The 22,818-nt window shown below is 67.6% G+C and carries 16 protein-coding genes, 1 tRNA gene and 1 pseudogene; 2 read left to right on the forward strand and 16 right to left on the reverse strand.

Going from position 1 to position 22,818, the window contains the following annotated elements:
* Positions 1-179: 179 nt before the first annotated feature.
* From tuf to ACFWR9_RS30100, 5 genes are all read right to left on the reverse strand, one after another.
* Positions 180-1,373, reverse strand: a complete 1,194-nt coding sequence (gene tuf, locus ACFWR9_RS30080) for an elongation factor Tu (protein ID WP_383847336.1) — start codon at positions 1,371-1,373, stop codon at positions 180-182.
* Positions 1,374-1,540: 167 nt separating this feature from the next.
* Positions 1,541-3,667: an elongation factor G gene (gene fusA / locus ACFWR9_RS30085; RefSeq protein WP_383847338.1), complete on the reverse strand. Its 2,127-nt coding sequence runs from the start codon at positions 3,665-3,667 to the stop codon at positions 1,541-1,543.
* Positions 3,668-3,706: 39 nt separating this feature from the next.
* Positions 3,707-4,177, reverse strand: a complete 471-nt coding sequence (rpsG, locus tag ACFWR9_RS30090) for a 30S ribosomal protein S7 (protein ID WP_031045724.1) — start codon at positions 4,175-4,177, stop codon at positions 3,707-3,709.
* Between the two features lie 2 nt (positions 4,178-4,179).
* Positions 4,180-4,551: a 30S ribosomal protein S12 gene (gene rpsL, locus ACFWR9_RS30095; protein WP_003948652.1), complete on the reverse strand. Its 372-nt coding sequence runs from the start codon at positions 4,549-4,551 to the stop codon at positions 4,180-4,182.
* Between the two features lie 218 nt (positions 4,552-4,769).
* Positions 4,770-5,822 carry a glycosyltransferase family 2 protein gene (locus ACFWR9_RS30100; protein WP_383847340.1) on the reverse strand — a complete coding sequence of 351 codons (1,053 nt, stop codon included), beginning with the start codon at positions 5,820-5,822 and terminating at the stop codon, positions 4,770-4,772.
* A 101-nt stretch (positions 5,823-5,923) separates the two neighbouring features.
* On the opposite strand from ACFWR9_RS30100, the gene ACFWR9_RS30105 reads away from it, so the two are divergent.
* A complete protein-coding gene (locus tag ACFWR9_RS30105) occupies positions 5,924-7,216 on the forward strand; it encodes a hypothetical protein (protein WP_383847378.1) in 1,293 nt (430 codons plus the stop codon).
* Positions 7,217-7,286: 70 nt separating this feature from the next.
* Here the strand turns inward: ACFWR9_RS30105 and ACFWR9_RS30110 are convergent, their stop codons facing one another.
* The 11 genes and pseudogenes from ACFWR9_RS30110 to ACFWR9_RS30160 form a co-directional block, all read right to left on the reverse strand.
* Positions 7,287-11,186 (reverse strand): DNA-directed RNA polymerase subunit beta', encoded by a 3,900-nt coding sequence (locus ACFWR9_RS30110; RefSeq protein WP_383847342.1) that lies wholly within the window; start codon positions 11,184-11,186, stop codon positions 7,287-7,289.
* Positions 11,187-11,283: 97 nt separating this feature from the next.
* On the reverse strand, positions 11,284-14,769 hold the full coding sequence (gene rpoB, locus ACFWR9_RS30115; protein ID WP_383847344.1) for a DNA-directed RNA polymerase subunit beta: 3,486 nt from the start codon (positions 14,767-14,769) through the stop codon (positions 11,284-11,286).
* A gap of 588 nt (positions 14,770-15,357) precedes the next feature.
* Positions 15,358-15,738 carry a 50S ribosomal protein L7/L12 gene (rplL, locus tag ACFWR9_RS30120; protein ID WP_383847346.1) on the reverse strand — a complete coding sequence of 127 codons (381 nt, stop codon included), beginning with the start codon at positions 15,736-15,738 and terminating at the stop codon, positions 15,358-15,360.
* Positions 15,739-15,855: 117 nt separating this feature from the next.
* Positions 15,856-16,386: a 50S ribosomal protein L10 gene (gene rplJ, locus ACFWR9_RS30125; protein ID WP_383847348.1), complete on the reverse strand. Its 531-nt coding sequence runs from the start codon at positions 16,384-16,386 to the stop codon at positions 15,856-15,858.
* Between the two features lie 338 nt (positions 16,387-16,724).
* Positions 16,725-17,375, reverse strand: a pseudogene (locus tag ACFWR9_RS30130) (DUF1396 domain-containing protein); the annotation flags it as partial.
* A gap of 36 nt (positions 17,376-17,411) precedes the next feature.
* Positions 17,412-18,257 carry a hypothetical protein gene (locus ACFWR9_RS30135; protein ID WP_383847350.1) on the reverse strand — a complete coding sequence of 282 codons (846 nt, stop codon included), beginning with the start codon at positions 18,255-18,257 and terminating at the stop codon, positions 17,412-17,414.
* A 145-nt stretch (positions 18,258-18,402) separates the two neighbouring features.
* Positions 18,403-19,128: a 50S ribosomal protein L1 gene (gene rplA, locus ACFWR9_RS30140; RefSeq protein ID WP_383847352.1), complete on the reverse strand. Its 726-nt coding sequence runs from the start codon at positions 19,126-19,128 to the stop codon at positions 18,403-18,405.
* 108 nt (positions 19,129-19,236) lie between these two features.
* Positions 19,237-19,671, reverse strand: a complete 435-nt coding sequence (gene rplK, locus ACFWR9_RS30145) for a 50S ribosomal protein L11 (protein ID WP_003974315.1) — start codon at positions 19,669-19,671, stop codon at positions 19,237-19,239.
* 182 nt (positions 19,672-19,853) lie between these two features.
* Positions 19,854-20,738: a transcription termination/antitermination protein NusG gene (gene nusG / locus ACFWR9_RS30150; protein ID WP_383847354.1), complete on the reverse strand. Its 885-nt coding sequence runs from the start codon at positions 20,736-20,738 to the stop codon at positions 19,854-19,856.
* A gap of 80 nt (positions 20,739-20,818) precedes the next feature.
* On the reverse strand, positions 20,819-21,100 hold the full coding sequence (secE, locus tag ACFWR9_RS30155) for a preprotein translocase subunit SecE (RefSeq protein WP_383847356.1): 282 nt from the start codon (positions 21,098-21,100) through the stop codon (positions 20,819-20,821).
* 108 nt (positions 21,101-21,208) lie between these two features.
* Positions 21,209-21,281, reverse strand: a tRNA-Trp gene (locus ACFWR9_RS30160).
* A 271-nt stretch (positions 21,282-21,552) separates the two neighbouring features.
* Here ACFWR9_RS30160 and ACFWR9_RS30165 point away from each other — a divergent pair.
* Positions 21,553-22,779, forward strand: coding sequence for a pyridoxal phosphate-dependent aminotransferase (locus ACFWR9_RS30165; protein WP_383847358.1), 1,227 nt, complete (start codon positions 21,553-21,555; stop codon positions 22,777-22,779).
* The last annotated feature ends 39 nt before the right edge of the window (positions 22,780-22,818 follow it).

The following is a 22,818-nucleotide window of genomic DNA, read 5'->3' on the forward strand; positions in this document are numbered from 1 at the left end:
GGCGGGGGGGGGCGGGGGGGGGGCCGCGCCGGGGGGGGGGGGGGGGGGGCGGGGGGGGGGGGGGGGGGCGCGCCCGCGGCGCGGCGCGGCTCTGGTGAGGGCCCCCTCCGAGGGGTGTCGTCGGGCCCCTTTCAGGCATCAGCCCATGTCAGGTCGGTCGACCGACAAGCAAGCGGAGCTTACTTGTTGATCTTGGTGACCTGGCCGGCGCCCACGGTCCGGCCACCCTCGCGGATGGCGAACTTCAGGCCCTCTTCCATGGCTACGGGCTGGATGAGGTCCACCTTCATCTCGGTGTTGTCACCCGGCATGACCATCTCGGTGCCCTCGGGGAGGGTCACGACGCCGGTCACGTCCGTCGTACGGAAGTAGAACTGCGGACGGTAGTTGTTGAAGAACGGCGTGTGGCGGCCACCCTCGTCCTTGGACAGGATGTAGGCCTGCGCCTCGAACTCGGTGTGCGGGGTGACCGAGCCCGGCTTGATGATGACCTGGCCGCGCTCGACGTCCTCGCGCTTGATGCCGCGGAGCAGGAGGCCGACGTTCTCACCGGCCTGGCCCTCGTCGAGCAGCTTGCGGAACATCTCGATGCCGGTGACCGTGGTGGTGGTCTTCTCCTGCTTGATGCCCACGATGTCGACGGTCTCGTTGACCTTGAGGATGCCGCGCTCGATACGACCGGTGACGACGGTGCCACGACCGGTGATCGTGAAGACGTCCTCGATCGGCATCAGGAACGGCTTGTCGACGTCACGCTCGGGCTGCGGGATGCTCTCGTCGACGGCCTTCATCAGCTCGAGGATGGAGTTGCCCCACTCCTTGTCGCCCTCGAGAGCCTTGAGCGCCGAGACCTTGACGACCGGCAGGTCGTCGCCCGGGAACTCGTACTCGGAGAGGAGCTCACGCACCTCGAGCTCGACGAGCTCCAGGATCTCCTCGTCGTCCACCATGTCGGCCTTGTTCAGGGCGACGACGATGTACGGAACGCCGACCTGGCGGGCCAGGAGCACGTGCTCCTTGGTCTGCGGCATCGGGCCGTCGGTGGCGGCGACCACGAGGATGGCGCCGTCCATCTGCGCCGCACCCGTGATCATGTTCTTGATGTAGTCCGCGTGACCGGGGCAGTCGACGTGGGCGTAGTGACGCGTCTCCGTCTGGTACTCGACGTGCGCGATGGAGATGGTGATACCGCGCTGGCGCTCCTCAGGAGCCTTGTCGATCTGGTCGAAGGCCGAGGCCTCGTTCAGGTCCGGGTACGCGTCATGCAGCACCTTGGTAATGGCGGCCGTGAGGGTCGTCTTACCGTGGTCGATGTGACCGATGGTGCCGATGTTGACGTGCGGCTTAGTCCGCTCGAACTTCGCCTTCGCCACTGGGGTCCTCCTGTGGAGTGGTTCTGTACGCCTTACTCATCGGCGCCAGGTGATCTTTGCTGGAAAGCCCGGGTGCCGGGGCATTCCGCCGGGTTGTGGCGGAATGCCCCATGCAGGCTCCGGGGTCAAGCCTAAAGCGTGAGAACGCGGTCCGGTAACGGAGTCCGTTACTCGCCCTTGGCCTTCGCGATGATCTCCTCGGCGACGTTCCGGGGAACCTCGGCGTAGGAGTCGAACTGCATCGAGTAGCTTGCGCGACCCGACGTCTTGCTGCGGAGGTCTCCGACGTAGCCGAACATCTCCGACAGCGGCACGAGGCCCTTCACGACGCGGGCACCCATCCGCTCCTCCATGGCCTGGATCTGGCCACGGCGGGAGTTGATGTCGCCGATGACGTCACCCATGTAGTCCTCGGGCGTGGTGACCTCGACGGCCATCATCGGCTCCAGGAGCACGGGCGAAGCCTTGCGCGCGGCCTCCTTGAAGGCCTGCGAACCGGCGATCTTGAAGGCGAGCTCGGAGGAGTCGACCTCGTGGTAGCCACCGTCGATGAGCGTCACGCGAACGCCGGTCATCTCGTAGCCGGCCAGGATGCCGAACTGCATGGCCTCCTGCGCACCGGCGTCCACCGAAGGGATGTACTCCTTCGGGATGCGGCCACCGGTGACCTTGTTCACGAACTCGTACGACGCGTCGCCGCCCTCGATGGGCTCGATCGCGATCTGCACCTTGGCGAACTGACCGGTACCACCGGTCTGCTTCTTGTGGGTGTAGTCCACGCGCTCGACGGTCTTGCGGATCGTCTCGCGGTACGCGACCTGCGGCTTGCCGACGTTGGCCTCGACCTTGAACTCACGGCGCATACGGTCGACCAGCACCTCGAGGTGCAGCTCACCCATACCACCGATGATGGTCTGGCCCGTCTCCTCGTTCGTGTGAACCTGGAAGGACGGGTCCTCCTCGGCCAGGCGCTGGATCGCGACGCCCAGCTTCTCCTGGTCACCCTTCGACTTGGGCTCGATGGCGACCTGGATGACCGGCGCCGGGAAGTCCATGGACTCCAGGATGACCGGCTTCTTGTCGTCGGACAGCGTCTCACCGGTGGTGGTCTGCTTCAGGCCCATGACGGCGACGATGTCACCGGCGCCCACCGACTCGATCTCCTCACGCTTGTTCGCGTGCATGCGGTAGATCTTGCCGATGCGCTCCTTGCGGCCCTTGACGGAGTTCAGCACGGCGGTGCCGGACACCAGGCGGCCGGAGTAGACCCGGACGAAGGTGAGCTTGCCGAGGTGCGGGTCGCTCATGATCTTGAACGCGAGGGCGGAGAGGGGCTCCTCCTCCGACGGCTTGCGCGTGACGACGACCTCGGGGTCCTTGACGTCGTGGCCCTCGATGGCCTCGACGTCGAGCGGGGTCGGCAGGTAGCGCACGACCGCGTCGAGCAGGGGCTGGACGCCCTTGTTCTTGAACGCGGTGCCGCAGAACACCGGGGTGACCGTGGTGTCCTCGGACTTGCCGGAGGCGATGGTGATGCGACGGATCGCGGCGTACAGCTGCTCCTCGGTGGGCTCCTGGCCCTCCAGGAACAGCTCCATGATCTCTTCGTCGTTCTCCGCGACGGCCTCGACCAGCTTGCCGCGCCACTCCTCGGCGGCCTCGGCGTGCGTGGCCGGGATGTCGACGGTGTCGTACATCTCGCCCTTGGCGGCCTCGGCGGACCACACGAGCGCCTTCATGCGGACCAGGTCCACGACGCCCTTGAAGTCGGCCTCGGCACCGATCGGGAGCTGCATGACGAGCGGCTGGGCGCCCAGGCGGTCCGAGATCATCTCCACGCAGCGGTGGAACTCGGCGCCGGTACGGTCCAGCTTGTTCACGAAGCAGATGCGGGGCACGCCGTAACGGTCGGCCTGACGCCACACCGTCTCGGACTGCGGCTCGACACCGGCGACACCGTCGAACACGGTCACGGCACCGTCGAGCACACGCAGGGAACGCTCCACCTCGACGGTGAAGTCGACGTGCCCCGGGGTGTCGATGATGTTGATCGTGTAGTCGTTGTCCTCGAGCGGCCAGTGACAGGTGGTCGCAGCAGACGTGATCGTGATGCCACGCTCCTGCTCCTGCTCCATCCAGTCCATCGTGGCGGCGCCGTCGTGGACCTCACCGATCTTGTAGCTGACGCCGGTGTAGAACAGGATCCGCTCGGTGGTGGTCGTCTTGCCCGCGTCGATGTGGGCCATGATCCCGATGTTGCGGACCTTGGCCAGGTCAAGTGAAGTGGTAGCCATAAGGCTTCGGTCTTCTCTCGGTCTCGATGGGGGTAGCGACTACCAGCGGTAGTGCGCGAAGGCCTTGTTGGACTCGGCCATCTTGTGCGTGTCCTCGCGCTTCTTCACAGCGGCACCGAGGCCGTTGGAGGCGTCGAGGAGCTCGTTGAGCAGACGCTCGGTCATGGTCTTCTCGCGACGGGCGCGGGAGTAACCGACGAGCCAGCGCAGCGCGAGGGTGTTGGCGCGACCGGGCTTGACCTCGATCGGCACCTGGTACGTCGCACCACCGACGCGGCGGGACTTGACCTCGAGGGTCGGCTTGATGTTCTCGAGAGCGCGCTTCAGCGTGATGACCGGGTCGTTGCTGGTCTTCTCGCGCAGGCCCTCCATGGCGCCGTAAACGATGCGCTCGGCGGTGGAGCGCTTGCCGTTCATGAGCACCTTGTTGATGAGGGAGGTCACCAGAGGAGAACCGTAGACCGGGTCGATGATGACCGGGCGCTTCGGGGCGGGGCCCTTACGAGGCATTTCTACTTCTCCTTCTTGGCGCCGTAGCGGCTGCGGGCCTGCTTGCGGTTCTTGACACCCTGGGTGTCAAGCGAGCCGCGGATGATCTTGTAGCGAACACCGGGCAGGTCCTTCACACGGCCGCCGCGCACGAGCACGATGGAGTGCTCCTGCAGGTTGTGTCCCTCACCCGGAATGTAAGCGGTGACCTCGATCCCGCTGGTCAGACGCACACGCGCGACCTTACGCAGGGCCGAGTTCGGCTTCTTCGGGGTGGTCGTGAACACACGCGTGCAGACGCCACGGCGCTGAGGGGAACCCTCGAGTGCGGGCGTCTTGTTCTTCTCGACCTTGTCCTGCCGGCCCTTCCGGACCAGCTGCTGGATCGTAGGCACTACTTCTCCGGTTTCTGTGTGCCGAATGGTGAAGCTAACCTGGAACGTCGCCGACCCACGCGGTCGGGTGTGTCGAAGCCGCGAACCCCTGCCACCAGGCAGGAGAAAGCGCGGATTGCGGTGGCCGGTCACGGCCCTCACCGCGGTTGAAGACACGCACGAGGGCCAGGGCACACCCCAGGCACAAGGTCTGAGCGTACCTATCGCATTCGCTGCGGTCAAAACAAATGGGCGGCGGGGGTGTCCGTACCCGATTCGTCGCGCTGTGCCCCTATCGACCCGTCCCCGGGTGCGGGTCCGGGTGCGGGTGCGGGCGCCGCCGTGTCGTCCCGGACGAAGTACGTCGGCCGGTTCTGCACCGCCGTGTATATGCGCCCGACATACTCACCGAGCAGCCCGACGCAGATCAGCTGCACCGCGCCGATGAACACGATGCCGGTGAAGAGCGAGGTCCAGCCGGGGACCGTGCGGCCCAGCGCGAAGGCGGTCAGCGTGTAGACCAGCAGCCCCAGGCAGACCACGAAGGCACCGGCGCCCAGCCAGGTGGCGATGCGCAGCGGAGCCGCCGAGAAGCCGGTGACGCTGTCGACGGCGAGGCGGATCATCCGGCCCAGCGGATACTTCGTCCGGCCGGCGGTGCGCGGCGCGCGCTCGTACGTCACCCGGCCGCTCGGGAAGCCCAGCCAGGGCACGAGGAGCCGGTAGACCCGCTGCTGGTCGGGCAGGGCCTTCAGCGCGTCCACGGCGGCCCGGCTGAGCAGCCGGAAGTCGCCGGCCTGAGCGAGCACCGACGGGCCCGCCAGGCGCCGCATCAGGCGGTAGTAGACGCCCGCCGACCACCGCTTGAACCCGGAGTCGCTGCTGCGGTCGGCCCGCACGCCGTAGACGATGTCCAGCCCCTGCGCACGGGCCAGCGCCAGCATCTCGGGGATCTTCTCCGGCGGGTCCTGGAGGTCGGCGTCGAGACTGACGACGTAGGCGCCCACGGCCCGGTCAAGACCCGCGGTGAGGGCCGCCTGGTGTCCGGAGTTGCGCCGCAGAGAGACCACGCGCAGCTCCGGCCAGCCCAGCCGGAAGGCGGCGAGCAGCTCCGCCGTACGGTCGCCGCTGCCGTCGTCCACCACGACGACCTCGTGCCGCACACCCAGCTCCGTCAGGACCGGGCGCAACCTGCTGACCAGCGCGGGCAGGACCTCTTCCTCGTTGAACACGGGTATGACGACCGACAGCACTACGGGTTCGTGCCGCTCCGCGTCCGGTTCCTCGGGCACCGCGCCTCCCCTCTCCCTGACACCGAGCACAGATGTGCGACTCTTGTGCGATCTTATGGCAGCAACTGACGGTTGAGGGTGGGCCAAGGGGGATGACAGCCATGGACACGGCTGCCGACGACACGGTGACCGACGGGTCGGACGGCGCACGCAGGGCACGGCCCGACGGGCCCCGGGAACGCCCCTGGACCACCTGGCCGCCCCGCCTGCCGGACGGCGCCCGGCCCTACCTGGCCCCGCTCCTGCTGTACGGCGTCACGAAGCTGGTCGGCCTCGGCGTCTTCGCCGCCCTGCTGACGTACGCCGGGGACTTCCGGGAGAAGAACCCGCGCTTCGGCGGCGGCGCCCACTGGTGGGACGTCCTGGCCACCTGGGACGGCTGGTGGTACCTCCAGGTCGCCGAACACGGCTACCACCCCTCCCTGGTCCGGCTCGACTCCGACGGCCTGTTCACGGTCCAGCAGAACTCGGTAGCGTTCTTCCCCCTCTACCCGGCCCTGATCCGCATGGTCTCGGAGTCCACCGGCCTCGGCCTGTACGGCTCCGGGATCCTGGTCTCCGTCGTCTCGTCGTTCATCGCGGCGGCGGGCATCTACGCCGTGATCTCGCTGCTCGCGGGTGCCCGCGCGGGCACCATCGCGGCCGGTCTGTGGGCCGTGGCCCCCGGCGCGGGCGTCGAGTGGGCCGTCTACTCCGAGTCCCTGTTCGTCGCCATCGCCGCCTGGGCCTGCTACGCGGTGATGACCCGGCGCTGGGTGGTGGCCGGCCTGCTCGCCTTCACCGCCGGCCTGAACCGCCCCACGTCCGCCGTGCTCATCGGCGCCGTGGGACTCGCCGCCCTGGTAACGCTGGCCCGCCCCGCGACCAGACGCGAGCACGGGGTGCGCGGCCCGGTGTACGCCATGCTCGTCGCCCCCCTCGGCCTGCTCGGCTACATCGCCTGGGTCGGCTGGAGCACGGGCGAGGCCACCGCGTACTTCACCCTCCAGCGCGACGGCTGGGCCCACTTCTTCGACTACGGCGCCTACACCCTGGACGTGCTGCGCAACCTAGCGGTGGGCAAGGGCGACTACCACTTCGCCTTCTCCACCCCGGACCTGCTCTCCCTCCAGCTGGTCCTCGCGCTGCCCTTCCTGATCGCCCTGATGCTGCGCAAGCGGCCCCCGCTGGTCCTGGTCGCCTACACCCTGGCGTCCATCGTCACGGTCCTCGGCACCCAGCAGATGTTCGGCAACACGATGCGCTACCTGCTGCCGGCCTTCCCCCTGCTGCTGGCCCCCGCCGCGGCCCTGAGCCGCCTGAAGCTCCCGAGCCTGGTGGTCTTCTTCTCCACCGCCGCGCTCGCCTCCGGCTGGTACGCGCACTACGTCATCTTCGAGCTGGGCGTGCCGTAACCACCCCCGCGCGAGAACGCCGAAGGGCGGCCACCCCACGGGGTGACCGCCCTTCGTTCATGCTGCTCGCTTACTGGTTGTACGGACCGTAGTCGTAGTCCTCCAGCGGAACGGCCTGGCCGGAGCCCGTGCCGAACGGCGAGTAGTCGATGTCGTCGTAGCCGACGGCCGAGTACATCGCGGCCTTGGCCTCCTCGGTCGGCTCGACCCGGATGTTGCGGTAGCGGGACAGGCCCGTACCGGCCGGGATGAGCTTACCGATGATGACGTTCTCCTTGAGGCCGATGAGGCTGTCGGACTTGGCGTTGATCGCCGCGTCCGTCAGCACTCGGGTCGTCTCCTGGAAGGAGGCGGCCGACAGCCAGGACTCCGTCGCCAGCGAGGCCTTGGTGATACCCATCAGCTGCGGACGACCGGAGGCCGGGTGACCGCCCTCCTGGACCACACGACGGTTCTCGGTCTCGAACTTCGTGCGCTCGACCAGCTCGCCGGGCAGCAGCTCCGCGTCGCCCGACTCGATGATCGTCACACGGCGCAGCATCTGCCGGATGATGATCTCGATGTGCTTGTCGTGGATCGACACACCCTGCGAGTTGTAGACCTTCTGGACCTCGCCGACCAGGTGGACCTGGACGGCACGCTGACCCAGGATGCGCAGCACGTCGTGCGGGTTGGTGGCACCCACGGTGAGCTTCTGGCCCACCTCGACGTGGTCGCCCTCGCCCACGAGCAGACGGGCACGCTTCGAGATCGGGAACGGCGTCTCGTCGCTGCCGTCGTCCGGGGTGACGACGAGCTTCTTGGTCTTCTCGGTCTCCTCGATCCGGACGCGGCCGGAGGCCTCGGAGATCGGGGCCACACCCTTCGGGGTACGGGCCTCGAAGAGCTCGACGACACGCGGCAGACCCTGGGTGATGTCGTCACCGGCCACACCACCGGTGTGGAAGGTACGCATCGTCAGCTGGGTACCGGGCTCACCGATGGACTGGGCGGCGATGATGCCGACCGCCTCACCGATGTCGACCAGCTTGCCGGTGGCCAGCGAGCGGCCGTAGCACATGGCGCAGGTGCCGACCTGGGACTCGCAGGTCAGGATCGAACGGGTCTTGACCTCCTCGACACCGTTGGCAAGCAGGGCGTCGATCAGGACGTCACCGAGGTCGACGTTGGCCGGCGCGATCACCTTGCCGTCGATGACGACGTCCTCGGCGAGCATGCGGGCGTACACGCTGGTCTCGACGTCCTCGGCCTTGCGCAGCGTCCCGTCCGCGTCACGCGAGGCGATCGGCAGCTTGAGACCGCGCTCGGTGCCGCAGTCCTCCTCGCGAATGATGACGTCCTGGGAGACGTCGACCAGACGACGCGTGAGGTAACCCGAGTCGGCGGTACGCAGAGCGGTGTCCGCCAGACCCTTACGGGCACCGTGCGTGGAGATGAAGTACTCCAGCACGGACAGGCCCTCACGGAAGGAGGCCTTGATGGGACGCGGGATCGTCTCGTTCTTCGCGTTGGACACCAGACCACGCATACCGGCAATCTGACGCATCTGCATCATGTTGCCTCGTGCGCCCGAGTTCACCATCATGAAGATCGGGTTGGTCTTCGGGAAGTTCTCGTTCATCGCCTCGGCGACCTCGTTGGTCGCCTTGGTCCAGATCGCGATGAGCTCCTGCGTGCGCTCGTCCTTGGTGATCAGACCGCGCTCGTACTGCTTCTGGACCTTCTCGTCCTGCGCCTCGTAGCCCTTGACGATCTCCTTCTTCGCCTCGGGAACGACGACGTCGGAGATGGCCACGGTGACACCGGAACGGGTCGCCCAGAAGAAGCCGGCCGCCTTCAGGTTGTCGAGCGTCGCCGCCACGATGACCTTCGGGTAGCGCTCGGCGAGGTCGTTGACGATCTCGGAGAGCTGCTTCTTGCCGACCTCGTAGTCGACGAACGGGTAGTCCTCGGGCAGCAGCTCGTTGAAGAGCGCGCGGCCCAGCGTGGTCTTCAGGGTGAAGGTGTCACCCTGCTGCCACTCCGGCTCACCCTCCTCGCGCGCCGGGGGCTCCCAGCCGCGGGGCGGGATGGTGCCCACCGGGAAGCGGATGTCGACCTTCGACTGGAGCGACAGGTCGCCCGCGTCGAACGCCATGATCGCCTCGGCGGCGGAGCCGAAGGCGCGGCCCTCGCCCTTGAGGTCCCGGCCCTCGCCGTCGGTGGTGAGGAAGAACAGACCGAGGACCATGTCCTGGGTCGGCATCGTCACCGGACGGCCGTCGGCCGGCTTGAGGATGTTGTTCGAGGACAGCATCAGGATGCGGGCCTCGGCCTGCGCCTCCGCGGACAGCGGCAGGTGCACGGCCATCTGGTCACCGTCGAAGTCCGCGTTGAACGCGGTGCAGACGAGCGGGTGGATCTGGATGGCCTTGCCCTCGACCAGCTGCGGCTCGAAGGCCTGGATGCCGAGGCGGTGCAGCGTGGGAGCGCGGTTCAGCAGAACCGGGTGCTCCGCGATGACCTCTTCCAGCACGTCGTACACGACCGTGCGGCCGCGCTCGACCATGCGCTTGGCGCTCTTGATGTTCTGCGCGTGGTTCAGGTCGACCAGGCGCTTCATCACGAACGGCTTGAAGAGCTCCAGCGCCATGGCCTTGGGCAGACCGCACTGGTGCAGCTTCAGCTGCGGGCCGACGACGATGACGGAACGCGCCGAGTAGTCGACTCGCTTGCCGAGCAGGTTCTGACGGAAGCGGCCCTGCTTGCCCTTGAGCATGTCGGACAGCGACTTCAGCGGACGGTTGCCGGGGCCCGTCACCGGGCGGCCACGGCGGCCGTTGTCGAAGAGCGCGTCGACGGCCTCCTGGAGCATGCGCTTCTCGTTGTTCACGATGATCTCGGGCGCGCCGAGGTCGAGAAGCCGCTTCAGGCGGTTGTTGCGGTTGATGACGCGGCGGTACAGGTCGTTCAGGTCGGAGGTCGCGAAGCGGCCACCGTCCAGCTGCACCATCGGACGCAGGTCCGGCGGGATGACCGGCACGCAGTCGAGCACCATGCCCTTGGGGCTGTTGCTGGTCTGCAGGAACGCGGAGACGACCTTGAGGCGCTTGAGCGCACGGGTCTTCTTCTGGCCCTTGCCGGTACGGATGATCTCGCGGAGGCGCTCGGCCTCCTCGTTGAGGTCGAAGGACTCCAGGCGCTTCTGCAGCGCGGCGGCGCCCATCGAGCCGTCGAAGTAGGTGCCGAAGCGGTCGCGCAGCTCGCGGTAGAGCAGCTCGTCGCCCTCCAGGTCCTGGACCTTGAGGTTCTTGAACCGGTTCCACACCTCGTCGAGGCGGTCGATCTCGCGCTGCGCACGGTCGCGCAGCTGCTTCATCTCACGCTCGGCACCCTCGCGCACCTTGCGGCGCACATCGGCCTTGGCGCCCTCGGCCTCCAGCTCGGCCAGGTCGGTCTCGAGCTTCTTGGCGCGGGCCTCCAGGTCGGAGTCGCGGCGCTGCTCGATCTGCTGGCGCTCGACGGAGACGTGGGCCTCCAGCGACGGCAGGTCGCGCGTACGGCGCTCCTCGTCGACGAACGTGATCATGTACGCCGCGAAGTAGATGACCTTTTCCAGGTCCTTCGGGGCGAGGTCGAGCAGGTAGCCGAGGCGCGACGGGACGCCCTTGAAGTACCAGATGTGGGTGACGGGAGCGGCCAGCTCGATGTGGCCCATCCGCTCACGGCGCACCTTGGCGCGCGTGACCTCGACGCCACAGCGCTCGCAGATGATGCCCTTGAAGCGGACGCGCTTGTACTTGCCGCAGTAGCACTCCCAGTCCCGGGTCGGACCGAAGATCTTCTCGCAGAAGAGTCCGTCCTTCTCGGGCTTGAGGGTGCGGTAGTTGATGGTCTCGGGCTTCTTGACCTCGCCGTGGCTCCACTGACGGATGTCGTCAGCGGTGGCCAGACCGATCCGGAGCTCGTCGAAGAAGTTGACGTCGAGCACTATGCGTCAATCCCTCTCAGGGTTGTAAGTCTGTGGTCTGAAACGGGGGTCGCGGGATCGGCGGGGCCTCTGCGTGAGAGGCCCCGCCTGACTCCCGTCAGACCTCTTCGACGCTGCTCGGCTCGCGCCGGGACAGGTCGATGCCAAGCTCCTCCGCGGCGCGGAAGACGTCCTCGTCGGTGTCACGCATCTCGATGGACATGCCGTCCGAGGACAGCACCTCCACGTTGAGGCACAGGGACTGCATCTCCTTGATGAGCACCTTGAAGGACTCGGGGATGCCGGGCTCAGGGATGTTCTCGCCCTTGACGATGGCCTCGTAGACCTTCACGCGGCCGGTGACGTCGTCGGACTTGATGGTCAGCAGCTCCTGGAGGGCGTACGCGGCGCCGTAAGCCTCCAGCGCCCACACCTCCATCTCACCGAAGCGCTGGCCACCGAACTGGGCCTTACCACCCAGCGGCTGCTGGGTGATCATCGAGTACGGGCCGGTCGACCGGGCGTGCAGCTTGTCGTCGACCAGGTGGTGCAGCTTGAGGATGTACATGTAGCCGACCGAGATCGGCTCCGGGAACGGCTCACCGGAGCGGCCGTCGAACAGCCGCGCCTTGCCGGACGGGAGCACCATGCGCTCGCCGTCGCGGTTCGGGATGGTGTGCTGGAGCAGACCGGCCAGCTCGTCCTCGCGCGCACCGTCGAAGACCGGGGTGGCGACGTTGGTGCCGGGCTCGACCTTGTCGGCGCCGATGGCCTGGAGCCGCTCGGCCCACTCCTCCGCGAGGCCGGAGACGTCCCAGCCTCGGCTGGCGAGCCAGCCGAGGTGGATCTCCAGGACCTGCCCCGGGTTCATTCGGGACGGGACACCCAGCGGGTTGAGGATGATGTCGACGGGCGTGCCGTCCTCCAGGAACGGCATGTCCTCGATCGGGTTGATCTTGGAGATGACGCCCTTGTTGCCGTGGCGGCCGGCGAGCTTGTCACCGTCGGTGATCTTGCGCTTCTGCGCCACGTACACGCGCACCAGCTGGTTCACACCGGGGGGAAGCTCGTCGCCCTCCTCGCGGTCGAAGACGCGGACGCCGATGACCTTGCCGATCTCACCGTGCGGCACCTTCAGGGAGGTGTCGCGCACCTCGCGCGCCTTCTCACCGAAGATCGCGCGGAGCAGGCGCTCCTCCGGGGTCAGCTCCGTCTCACCCTTGGGCGTGACCTTGCCGACGAGGATGTCGCCGGCGACGACCTCGGCACCGATGCGGATGATGCCGCGCTCGTCGAGGTCGGCGAGGACCTCCTCGGAGACGTTCGGGATGTCCCGGGTGATCTCCTCGGGGCCGAGCTTGGTGTCACGGGCGTCGACCTCGTGCTCCTCGATGTGGATCGAGGAGAGGACGTCGTCCTGCACGAGGCGCTGCGACAGGATGATCGCGTCCTCGTAGTTGTGACCCTCCCACGGCATGAACGCGACCAGCAGGTTCTTGCCGAGCGCCATCTCGCCGTTCTCGGTGGCCGGACCGTCGGCCAGGACCTGGCCCTCGATGAGCCGGTCGCCCTCGGCGACGACGACCTTCTGGTTGACCGAGGTGCCCTGGTTGGACCGGGAGAACTTGGCCAGGCGGTACGTGATGTACGTGCCGTCGTCGTTGGTGGTGGTGATGTAGTCCGCGGAGACCTCCTGGACCACACCCGCCTTCTCGGCCTTGACCACGTCACCGGCGTCGGCGGCGGAGCGGTACTCCATGCCGGTGCCGACGAGCGGGGACTCGCTCTTGATGAGCGGCACGGCCTGGCGCATCATGTTCGCGCCCATGAGGGCACGGTTGGCGTCGTCGTGCTCCAGGAACGGGATCATCGCGGTCGCGACCGACACCATCTGGCGCGGCGAGACGTCCATGTAGTCGACGTCGTCACCGGGGACGTAGTCGACCTCGCCGCCACGACGGCGGACCAGGACGCGGGCCTCGGAGAACCGCATGTCGTCGTTGAGCGTGGCGTTGGCCTGCGCGATGACGAAGCGGTCCTCCTCGTCGGCGGTCAGGTAGTCCACCTCATCGGTGACCCGGCCGTCGACGACCTTGCGGTACGGCGTCTCGATGAAGCCGAACGGGTTGATCCGGCCGTACGAGGCGAGCGAGCCGATCAGACCGATGTTCGGGCCTTCGGGCGTCTCGATCGGGCACATGCGGCCGTAGTGCGACGGGTGAACGTCACGGACCTCGAAGCCGGCCCGCTCACGGGAGAGACCACCCGGGCCGAGCGCGTTGAGACGACGCTTGTGCGTCAGGCCCGACAGCGGGTTGTTCTGGTCCATGAACTGGGACAGCTGGCTGGTGCCGAAGAACTCCTTGATGGAGGCTACGACCGGCCGGATGTTGATCAGGGTCTGCGGCGTGATCGCCTCGACGTCCTGCGTGGTCATGCGCTCGCGCACGACACGCTCCATACGGGCGAGACCCGTACGGACCTGGTTCTGGATCAGCTCGCCGACGTTGCGGATGCGGCGGTTGCCGAAGTGGTCGATGTCGTCGGTCTCGACGACGATCTCCCGGCCCGACTCGCCGACCGTCTCGGTCTCACCGGCGTGCAGCTTCACCAGGTACTTGATGGAGGCGATGACGTCGTCGGTGGTGAGCACGCCGGCGTCCAGCGGCTCGTCCGCGCCGAGCTTCTTGTTGACCTTGTAGCGGCCGACCTTGGCGAGGTCGTAGCGCTTCGGGTTGAAGTACAGGTTCTCCAGAAGCGTCTGCGCGGCCTCACGGGTGGGGGGCTCGCCCGGACGCAGCTTGCGGTAGATGTCGAGCAGCGCGTCGTCCTGGCCCTGGGTGTGGTCCTTCTCCAGGGTGGCGCGCATGGACTCGTACTCGCCGAACTCCTCCAGGATCTGCTCGGTGGTCCAACCGAGCGCCTTGAGCAGGACGGTGACGGACTGCTTGCGCTTGCGGTCGATGCGCACACCGACCATGTCGCGCTTGTCGATCTCCATCTCCAGCCAGGCACCCCGGGACGGGATGATCTTGGTGGAGAAGATGTCCTTGTCGGACGTCTTGTCGATGGAGGAGTCGAAGTAGACGCCGGGCGAACGGACCAGCTGCGAGACCACGACACGCTCGGTGCCGTTGATGACGAAGGTGCCCTTGTTGGTCATGAGCGGGAAGTCGCCCATGAAGACCGTCTGGGACTTGATCTCGCCGGTCTCGTTGTTGGTGAACTCGGCGGTGACGAAGAGCGGGGCCGCGTACGTGAAGTCGCGGTCCTTGCACTCGTCGATGCTGTTCTTGGGGGGCTCGAAACGGTGGTCGCGGAACGTCAGCGACATCGACCCGGAGAAGTCCTCGATCGGCGAGATCTCCTCGAAGATCTCTTCCAGACCGGACTTCGTGGGGACGTCCCGACCGGACTCCAGAGCCGACTCGACGCGAGCCTTCCACGCGTCGTTGCCGAGCAGCCAGTCAAAGCTCTCGGTTTGCAGCGCGAGAAGGTTCGGAACCTCGAGGGGCTCCTTGATCTTTGCAAAGGAGATGCGCAGCGGGGCGGTGCTGGCAGCGTTGTTCGTATTCGCGATCGAGGCATTGCGCGAGGCGGCCAAGAGGGGGTCCTTCCGAGGGCTCGGACTCACTACGCGCGTACCGGTCCCTCTTCCGTGCACTAAGACAGGGGGTGCCTGATGTGGCTAAAGAGCCAGGTCAGGCATGCTCTGGTCGTCAGTGCTCGAGCGAGGGCAGACCCCTGGTGACGGGCAGGGGGCAGCTAACAGGCAGCGCAAAGGGTCAGTGTAGCCACTTGGCACACTGATGTCCAGTGCGGTTCTCGGGGACCGTGTTCACTCCTCGTTGTTCTCACCACCTGTGCGACAAGGCCTCGCCCTCAACGCACCCAGATACTGCCCTCTTCGCCGTCGATCCATGCCTCGGATTCGGATCCTTGTGACGACGCCCTGAGAATCGCGCGCTGCGTGCGGTTCGTCAAGGCCCCCCTTGCCCAAACCGGTTGCCGCCAGGGGCTCTCAGGGCCCCGGCGACGGCACAACGAAGATCACCATACTCTCCGCCGTCACGCGTGCAAGGTAGCCGCCGCCGGACTCCCGGTACGCCGAAGAGCGACCACCCGGATGGATGATCGCTCTTCGGTGCTACGGCGTTACAGACCCTGACGGATCCGTGGTGCCTTCGTGGTCCTACTTGACCTCGACGGAGGCGCCGGCGCCCTTGAGGGACTCGGCGGCCTTCTCGGCGGCGTCCTTGGCGACCTTCTCGAGGACGGGCTTCGGGGCGCCGTCGACGAGGTCCTTGGCCTCCTTCAGACCCAGGGAGGTCAGCTCGCGCACGACCTTGATGACCTGGATCTTCTTGTCGCCGGCACCGGTGAGGATGACGTCGAACTCGTCCTGCTCGGCCTCGGCCTCGGCGGGGGCGGCCGGGCCGGCCGGGGCGGCGGCGACCGCGGCGGCGGCGGTGACGTCGAACTTGTCCTCGAAGGCCTTCACGAACTCGGAGAGCTCGATGAGGGTCATCTCCTCGAACTGGGCGAGCAGGTCGTCCTGGCTGAGCTTCGCCATGATGGCGGTCCTTCCACTAATTCGGCAGGTGCCGGATGTACGGGGTGAGGCGGGCGTACGTCGGCCCGCTGCGACCCGTGCCGCGCTCAGGCGGCCCGGATCAGAAAGCGAGCCGAGTTACTCGGCACCGCCCTGCTCGTCCTGCTTGGCACGGAGCGCGTCCACGGTGCGGACGAGCTTCGAGGGAAGCGCCTGGAAGAGCTGAGCAGCCTGGGACTGCTTGCCCTTGAAGGCACCCGCCAGCTTGGAGAGCAGAACCTCGCGGGACTCGAGGTCCGCAAGCTTCTTGATCTCGTCGGCGGACAGCGCCTTGCCGTCAAGGACACCGCCCTTGATGACGAGGTTGGGGTTGTCCTTGGCGAAGTCGCGCAGACCCTTCGCCGACACCACCGGGTCACCGGTGATGAAGGCGACAGCCGTCGGACCATTGAAGTGGTCGTCCAGCGTCGAGATCCCGGCCTCGTTGGCCGCAATCTTGGTCAGCGTGTTCTTCACCACGGCGTACTGGGCGTTCTCACCGAGCGACCGGCGCAGCGTCTTGAGCTGCGCCACGGTGAGACCGCGGTACTCGGTCAGCACGGCGGCGTTGGAGCTGCGGAACTTGTCCGTCAGCTCGGCAACCGCGGCAGCCTTGTCGGGCGTCGCCATAGAGTCTCGGCCTCCTTCCGGGTGATTCGGACCGCGCGGACCCGAAGGAGGACTGGGGAAAACGAAACGCCCCGGCGCAGGCGCACGGGGCGTGGCTCGACCGTCGCTCACACGCACGAGGCGCGGACTCCGGGAGCTCATCCACAGTCACCTGCGCGGGTCGTCCGCAGTTCAGCGGATCCTTCGGCCACCGTGCACTCCAACGAGCACACGGCAACGACCAGCGGTCTTTGGCTTCTGTGGAAGCGTACGGGACCGGGGCAGTGTCAAGCAAATCCGCCCCAGCCGCTACCCGGACGGCGGGCGGCTCAGCCCTGCTGGGCCTCCTTCATCATGCCGATGCCCATCTTCTCGTACTGCTCAAGGCTCTTCCGGCGCTTCTCCCGGGTGGCCTTGTCCTCGTCCCCGAGGGACTTCTCCAGGTCGGCGACGGTGACCGTGCCCTTGTAGTGGGTGGTCTTCACGCCGTCGACGGTCTCGGTGCCGACCTTTTCCACGTCCTTGGCCCCGGTGAGGAAGGTGGACTCGGTCGCCGGGTTCTTGTCGGCCTGGGAGGCGCCGCCCAGCTGGTTCAGCTCCTCCTCGGCACCGATCGCGGCCATGTCGAACTTGATCCAGCTCTTGCCGTCCATCTCCTTGGCGGCCTGGGCACCGCCGCCGATGTACATCGCCTTGTCGACGAGCCGGATCTCCGCGCTCCCGTCGGCGCCCTGGTCCAGCGCCGTCATCTTCATGCTCATCGCTAGCGTGGGCTTGATCTGCATCTGCGCCTCGGCCTTGACGCGGCCCTCCTCGGGGGCCCGGCCGGTCATCCGGTACCGGATGGAGTCGATCTCCTCGGTGTTCTTCGCCGCCTTGGCGACGGCCGCCGCGGGCGTCATCTCCGGGGACCCCTCGGTCCCGCCCCCCTCGGAACAGCCCACCGCTCCGCCGGCGAGCAGCAGCGCGGCCAGTGCGGCGCCCACGGGCACACGTACGGAAGTCTTCATCGGTATCCCCCCACGGGATTCAAGGAGCACAGCCCGCTAGCCGTCCTGCGCCGCCAGCAGTTCCTTGAAGTCGGCCGTGTCCGCGGCCGGTGGCCGTTCGGCAAAGACCGTGACGCCGTAGTCGCTGTAGTACGCGGTCTGGTTCAGCTCCCCGGTCTTCGTCCGCCCCCGCTCGACCTTCTTGACCAGCAGGTTCCGGTCGTCTACCCAGATGTCGACGGTCTGGGCGGTGGACCCGCCGACCGTGCCGGACCAGTGGGTGGCGCGTCGGCCGCGCGTCTCCTCCTCGCCCACCTTGCGTACGTCCTTGGCGGTCAGCAGCAGCTTCACCGCCTGGTGGGGCGTGGTGTTACGCATCTGGTCCGCGAACCCGGCGCCCGCGTCGCCGCCGAGGTCCTCCAGGTCGGCGTAGACGTACTTGATCCAGTGCCGTCCGCCGACCCGGGCGGCGAACTCGTCGCCCATGCGGGCGTAGTAGGCGTCGGCCAGGTACCGGGCCTCCATCGCGGTGGTGCCCAGCCGGCGCATCGTCTCGGCGGTCGTGCCACCGGTGTACGTGATCATGAGGGTGCCGGTGAGGCCGTCGTGCCAGCCGAGGGCGCCGGTGGCCTCCAGGGACAGCTCGCTGCCCATCACGGTCGTGGACTCCACCCGCGCCGAACCCGCCCGTCCGGTCGCCCGCTCGACGGCGCGCAGGGCGTCGGCCGAAGGGCCGGTGAGGGCGGGAGGGCTGGCGGACGCCGGGACGGAGGACCGCGGAGCGGAGGAGGGCGAGGCGGCGGATCCGGCGGGGTCGCCGGAGGACGTGCAGGCGGTGACGCCCGCCAGCATGACCGACACCGCGACCGAGACGACCGTACGGCGTACCGTCGTGCCCCTCATCCGCCCACCCCCTGTGCCCCGTGCGCCCCCTGCGCCTCGTGCGCGGGTCCGCTGCCCGCACGCTAGCCCAGGGTCGCGGGAAAAGGGACGGGCCCCGCACCTCGGAAGGTGCGGGGCCCGTGAACCGGTTGGGCGAGCCGTTGGCTCAGACCGACGCCGGGTCCTCCTCGGTGAGGAGGTTGCGGGTGCGGTTGGAGTCGATCGGGATGCCGGGGCCGATCGTGGTGCTGATCGCGGCCTTCTTGATGTACCGGCCCTTCGCGGCGGACGGCTTGAGACGGAGGATCTCCTCCAGCGCCGCGCCGTAGTTCTCCACCAGCTTGGTGTCGTCGAACGACGTCTTGCCGATGATGAAGTGCAGGTTCGAGTGCTTGTCGACGCGGAACTCGATCTTGCCGCCCTTGATCTCGGTGACGGCCTTGGTCACGTCCGGGGTCACGGTGCCGGTCTTCGGGTTCGGCATGAGACCACGGGGACCGAGCACGCGGCCGAGGCGGCCGACCTTGCCCATGAGGTCCGGGGTGGCGACGACGGCGTCGAAGTCCAGACGGCCCTTCGACACCTCGTCGATCAGTTCGTCGGCGCCGACGATGTCGGCGCCCGCGGCACGCGCGGCCTCGGCACGGTCGCCGGTCGCGAAGACCAGGACCCGGGCGGTCTTGCCGGTGCCGTGCGGGAGGTTCACGGTGCCACGGACCATCTGGTCGGCCTTGCGCGGGTCGACACCCAGGCGGAAGGCGACCTCGACGGTGCCGTCGAACTTGCTCGTGGAGGTCTCCTTGGCGAGACGGACGGCCTCGAGCGGGGCGTAGAGCTTGTCCCGGTCGATCTTGGCGTCCGCAGCGCGGAGAGACTTGCTGCGCTTGCTCACTACTGCTCCTGTTGGCTTCTGAGGAGTCGTGGTGCGGGCCGAGCCGGCCCTGCCACACTGTCCTGACCCTGCGGCTACCGCCGCGTGGCTTGCTTACGGGGGTGGAGGTCAGCCCTCGACCGTGACGCCCATGGAACGGGCGGTACCGGCGATGATCTTCTCCGCCTGGTCCAGGTCGTTGGCGTTGAGGTCGGGCATCTTCGTGGTGGCGATCTCACGGACCTGGTCACGCGTGATCTTCGCGACCTTGGTCTTGTGCGGCTCGCCGGAGCCCTTCTCCACACCCGCGGCCTTGAGGATCATCTTCGCGGCCGGCGGGGTCTTGGTGATGAAGGTGAAGGAACGGTCCTCGTAGACCGTGATCTCCACCGGGATGACCCAGCCACGCTGCGACTCGGTCGCGGCGTTGTAGGCCTTGCAGAACTCCATGATGTTCACGCCGTGCTGACCCAGCGCGGGGCCGACCGGCGGGGCCGGGTTCGCGGCACCGGCCTGGATCTGGAGCTTGATGAGCCCCGTGACCTTCTTCTTCTTGGGAGGCATAGCTCTCCGGGTCCTTTCGATTCGGGTCCTGCCGGCATCCGGGAGCTACCCGGACACAGGCATACCGCACAACGATAACGGGTATGGATGCGCGGCCAAAAACCGAGCAGGTCAGACGAGCAGCCTGCGCCCGTCCGACCTGTTCGGAAGCGTTACGTCCAGAGAGGTACCGGTGAGAGGTACTAGTTCTTCTGGATCTGGTCGAAGCTCAGCTCGACCGGGGTCTCGCGGCCGAAGATCTCGACGAGGCCCTTGACCTTCTTCGAGTCGGCGTTGATCTCGTTGATCGTGGCCTGGAGCGTGGCGAAGGGGCCGTCGGTGACGGTGACCGAGTCGCCGACCTCGAAGTCCAGGACCTGGACCTCGACCTTGCGCTGCGGCACCGGCTTGCCCTCGGCCTCGGCGGCCTCGCGGGCGGCCTTCTCCTCGGCCTCCGGGGCGAGCATCTTGACGATCTCGTCCAGCGTCAGCGGGTACGGGTCGTAGGCGTTGCCCACGAAGCCGGTGACGCCGGGGGTGTTGCGGACGACGCCCCAGGACTCGTTGGTCAGGTCCATGCGGACCAGGACGTAGCCCGGCAGCTTGTTCTGGCGGATCGTCTTGCGGTCGCCGTTCTTGATCTGGACGACCTCTTCCTGCGGCACCTCGGCCTGGAAGATGTAGTCCTCGACGTTCAGCGAGACGGCGCGCTGTTCGAGGTTGGTCTTCACGCGGTTCTCGTAACCGGCGTAGGTGTGGATCACGTACCACTCGCCGGGGAGGACGCGCAGCTCGCGGCGGAGCGCCTCGATCGGGTCGAGCTCGGGCTCGGGCTCCGGCTCGGCCTCCGCGGTCTCGTCCGCCTGCTCGGCGGTGTCGTCGTCCGCGGCTTCCGCGGTCTCGTCCGCGGCTTCCGCGGTCTCGTCCTCGGCCTCTGCGGTCTCGTCCGCGTCGACGACGGCGTCGTCGGCAGCCTCGGCCTCGGCGGAGGCCTGGGTGTCCTCGTTGCCGGCGCCCTCGATTGTGCCGGGCTCGTCCTCGACGGACTCGACCGGCTCGATGGCGTCGTTCACGTTCGGGTCAGACACGGTGGCTGCTTCTTCCTGGATACATAGGGGTGGAACACGCGAAAGGGGCGCCGGGTACCTCGGCGCCCTTCGCTCTCGACTCAGCCGAAGACGTACTTGGCGGCGTGAGAGAAGCCATAGTCAATCAGAGTCACCAGGCCGATCATGATGACCACGAAGATGATCACCACGGTGGTGTACGTCGTCAGCTGATTGCGGGTCGGCCAGACGACCTTGCGGAGTTCCGCGACGATCTGGCGGTAGAAGAGGGCGATCCGCTTCAGCGGGCCCCTCTTGCCGCGCTTGCCGCCCTTGCGGGACTTCTTGTCCGGCGCCTCGTCCTGGGCATCAGGCATGTCGATGGAGCCCACGGCGTCCGTCACTCGTCCTCACCTGATTCCGGGTCGTGGCCGTGCCGCGCCCGGTTGGAGCCGCACGGCGGTGCATTGCTGTACGTACATGCGCACACATCCTGGCGATGGTGTGTGTAGCAGGGCCGGAGGGACTTGAACCCCCAACCGCTGGTTTTGGAGACCAGTGCTCTACCAATTGAGCTACGACCCTTTGTGTGTCCCCCAACGTACCGCATCCACTCGGGTGCTTGGTGTGCACCGAATGATCGCGGGCTGCTGAAGGCCAACGAGGTGAGAGTGTACGTGCTCACGGGCCGGGCGTCGAACAGAATGGGGCGGCGAGGCGCCCCGCCAGGGGGCATTGGCCGAAGATCGCCCAGGCGGGCCCGGGGTTCCGGACTGTTGTTCTGGAACGTGCCCCGTCCTGTTCAGTCCGTGAAACCCGTGTGCCGGTGCGGTTTCCGGTCTGGAACGATGGGGTCATGAGCGCTGCAACCCCTCCCACCGAGCGCCGGGTCTCCGCCCGAGTCGGCGCGATCTCCGAGTCCGCGACCCTCGCCGTGGACGCCAAGGCCAAGGCCCTGAAGGCCGCCGGGCGTCCGGTGATCGGCTTCGGCGCCGGTGAGCCCGACTTCCCGACGCCGGACTACATCGTCGAGGCCGCCGTCGAGGCGTGCAAGAACCCGAAGTACCACCGCTACACGCCGGCCGGCGGGCTGCCCGAGCTGAAGGCCGCCATCGCCGCCAAGACGCTGCGCGACTCCGGCTACGAGGTCGACCCGTCGCAGATCCTCGTCACCAACGGCGGCAAGCAGGCCATCTACGAGGCGTTCGCCGCGATCCTCGACCCGGGCGACGAGGTCATCGTCCCGGCGCCGTACTGGACGACGTACCCGGAGTCGATCCGGCTGGCCGGCGGCGTGCCCGTCGAGGTCGTCGCCGACGAGACGACCGGCTACCGGGTGAGCGTGGAGCAGCTGGAGGCCGCGCGCACGGACAGGACCAAGGTCGTCCTCTTCGTGTCGCCGTCGAACCCGACGGGGGCCGTGTACAGCGAGGCCGAGACCGAGGCGATCGGCCAGTGGGCCGTCGAGCACGGCCTGTGGGTGCTGACCGACGAGATCTACGAGCACCTCGTCTACGGCGACGCCTTCTCCGTGTCCATGCCGGCGCTGCTGCCCGAGCTGCGCGACAAGTGCATCGTGGTCAACGGTGTCGCGAAGACGTACGCGATGACCGGCTGGCGGGTCGGGTGGGTCATCGGCCCGAAGGACGTCGTCAAGGCCGCGACGAACCTCCAGTCGCACGCCACCTCCAACGTGTCCAACGTGGCCCAGGCCGCGGCGATCGCGGCGGTCTCCGGCGACCTGGACGCCGTGGCGAAGATGCGGGAGGCCTTCGACCGGCGCCGCCAGACCATCGTGCGGATGCTCAACGAGATCGACGGCGTGCTGTGCCCGGAGCCCAAGGGCGCCTTCTACGCCTACCCGTCGGTGAAGGCGCTGGTCGGCAAGGAGATCCGCGGCAAGCGTCCGCAGGACACGGTCGAGCTGGCCGCGCTGATCCTGGAGGAGGCCGAGGTCGCGGTGGTGCCGGGTGAGGCGTTCGGTACGCCCGGGTACCTGCGGCTGTCGTACGCGCTCGGCGACGAGGACCTCGTCGAGGGCGTGAGCCGGATCCAGAAGCTGCTGGCGGAGGCCCGGGACTGACCCCACCCCCCCTCCCGCGACAGGGCACTCCGGAACGTT

This window comes from Streptomyces sp. NPDC058534 (assembly GCF_042717365.1).
Classification (GTDB): Bacteria; Actinomycetota; Actinomycetes; order Streptomycetales; family Streptomycetaceae; genus Streptomyces.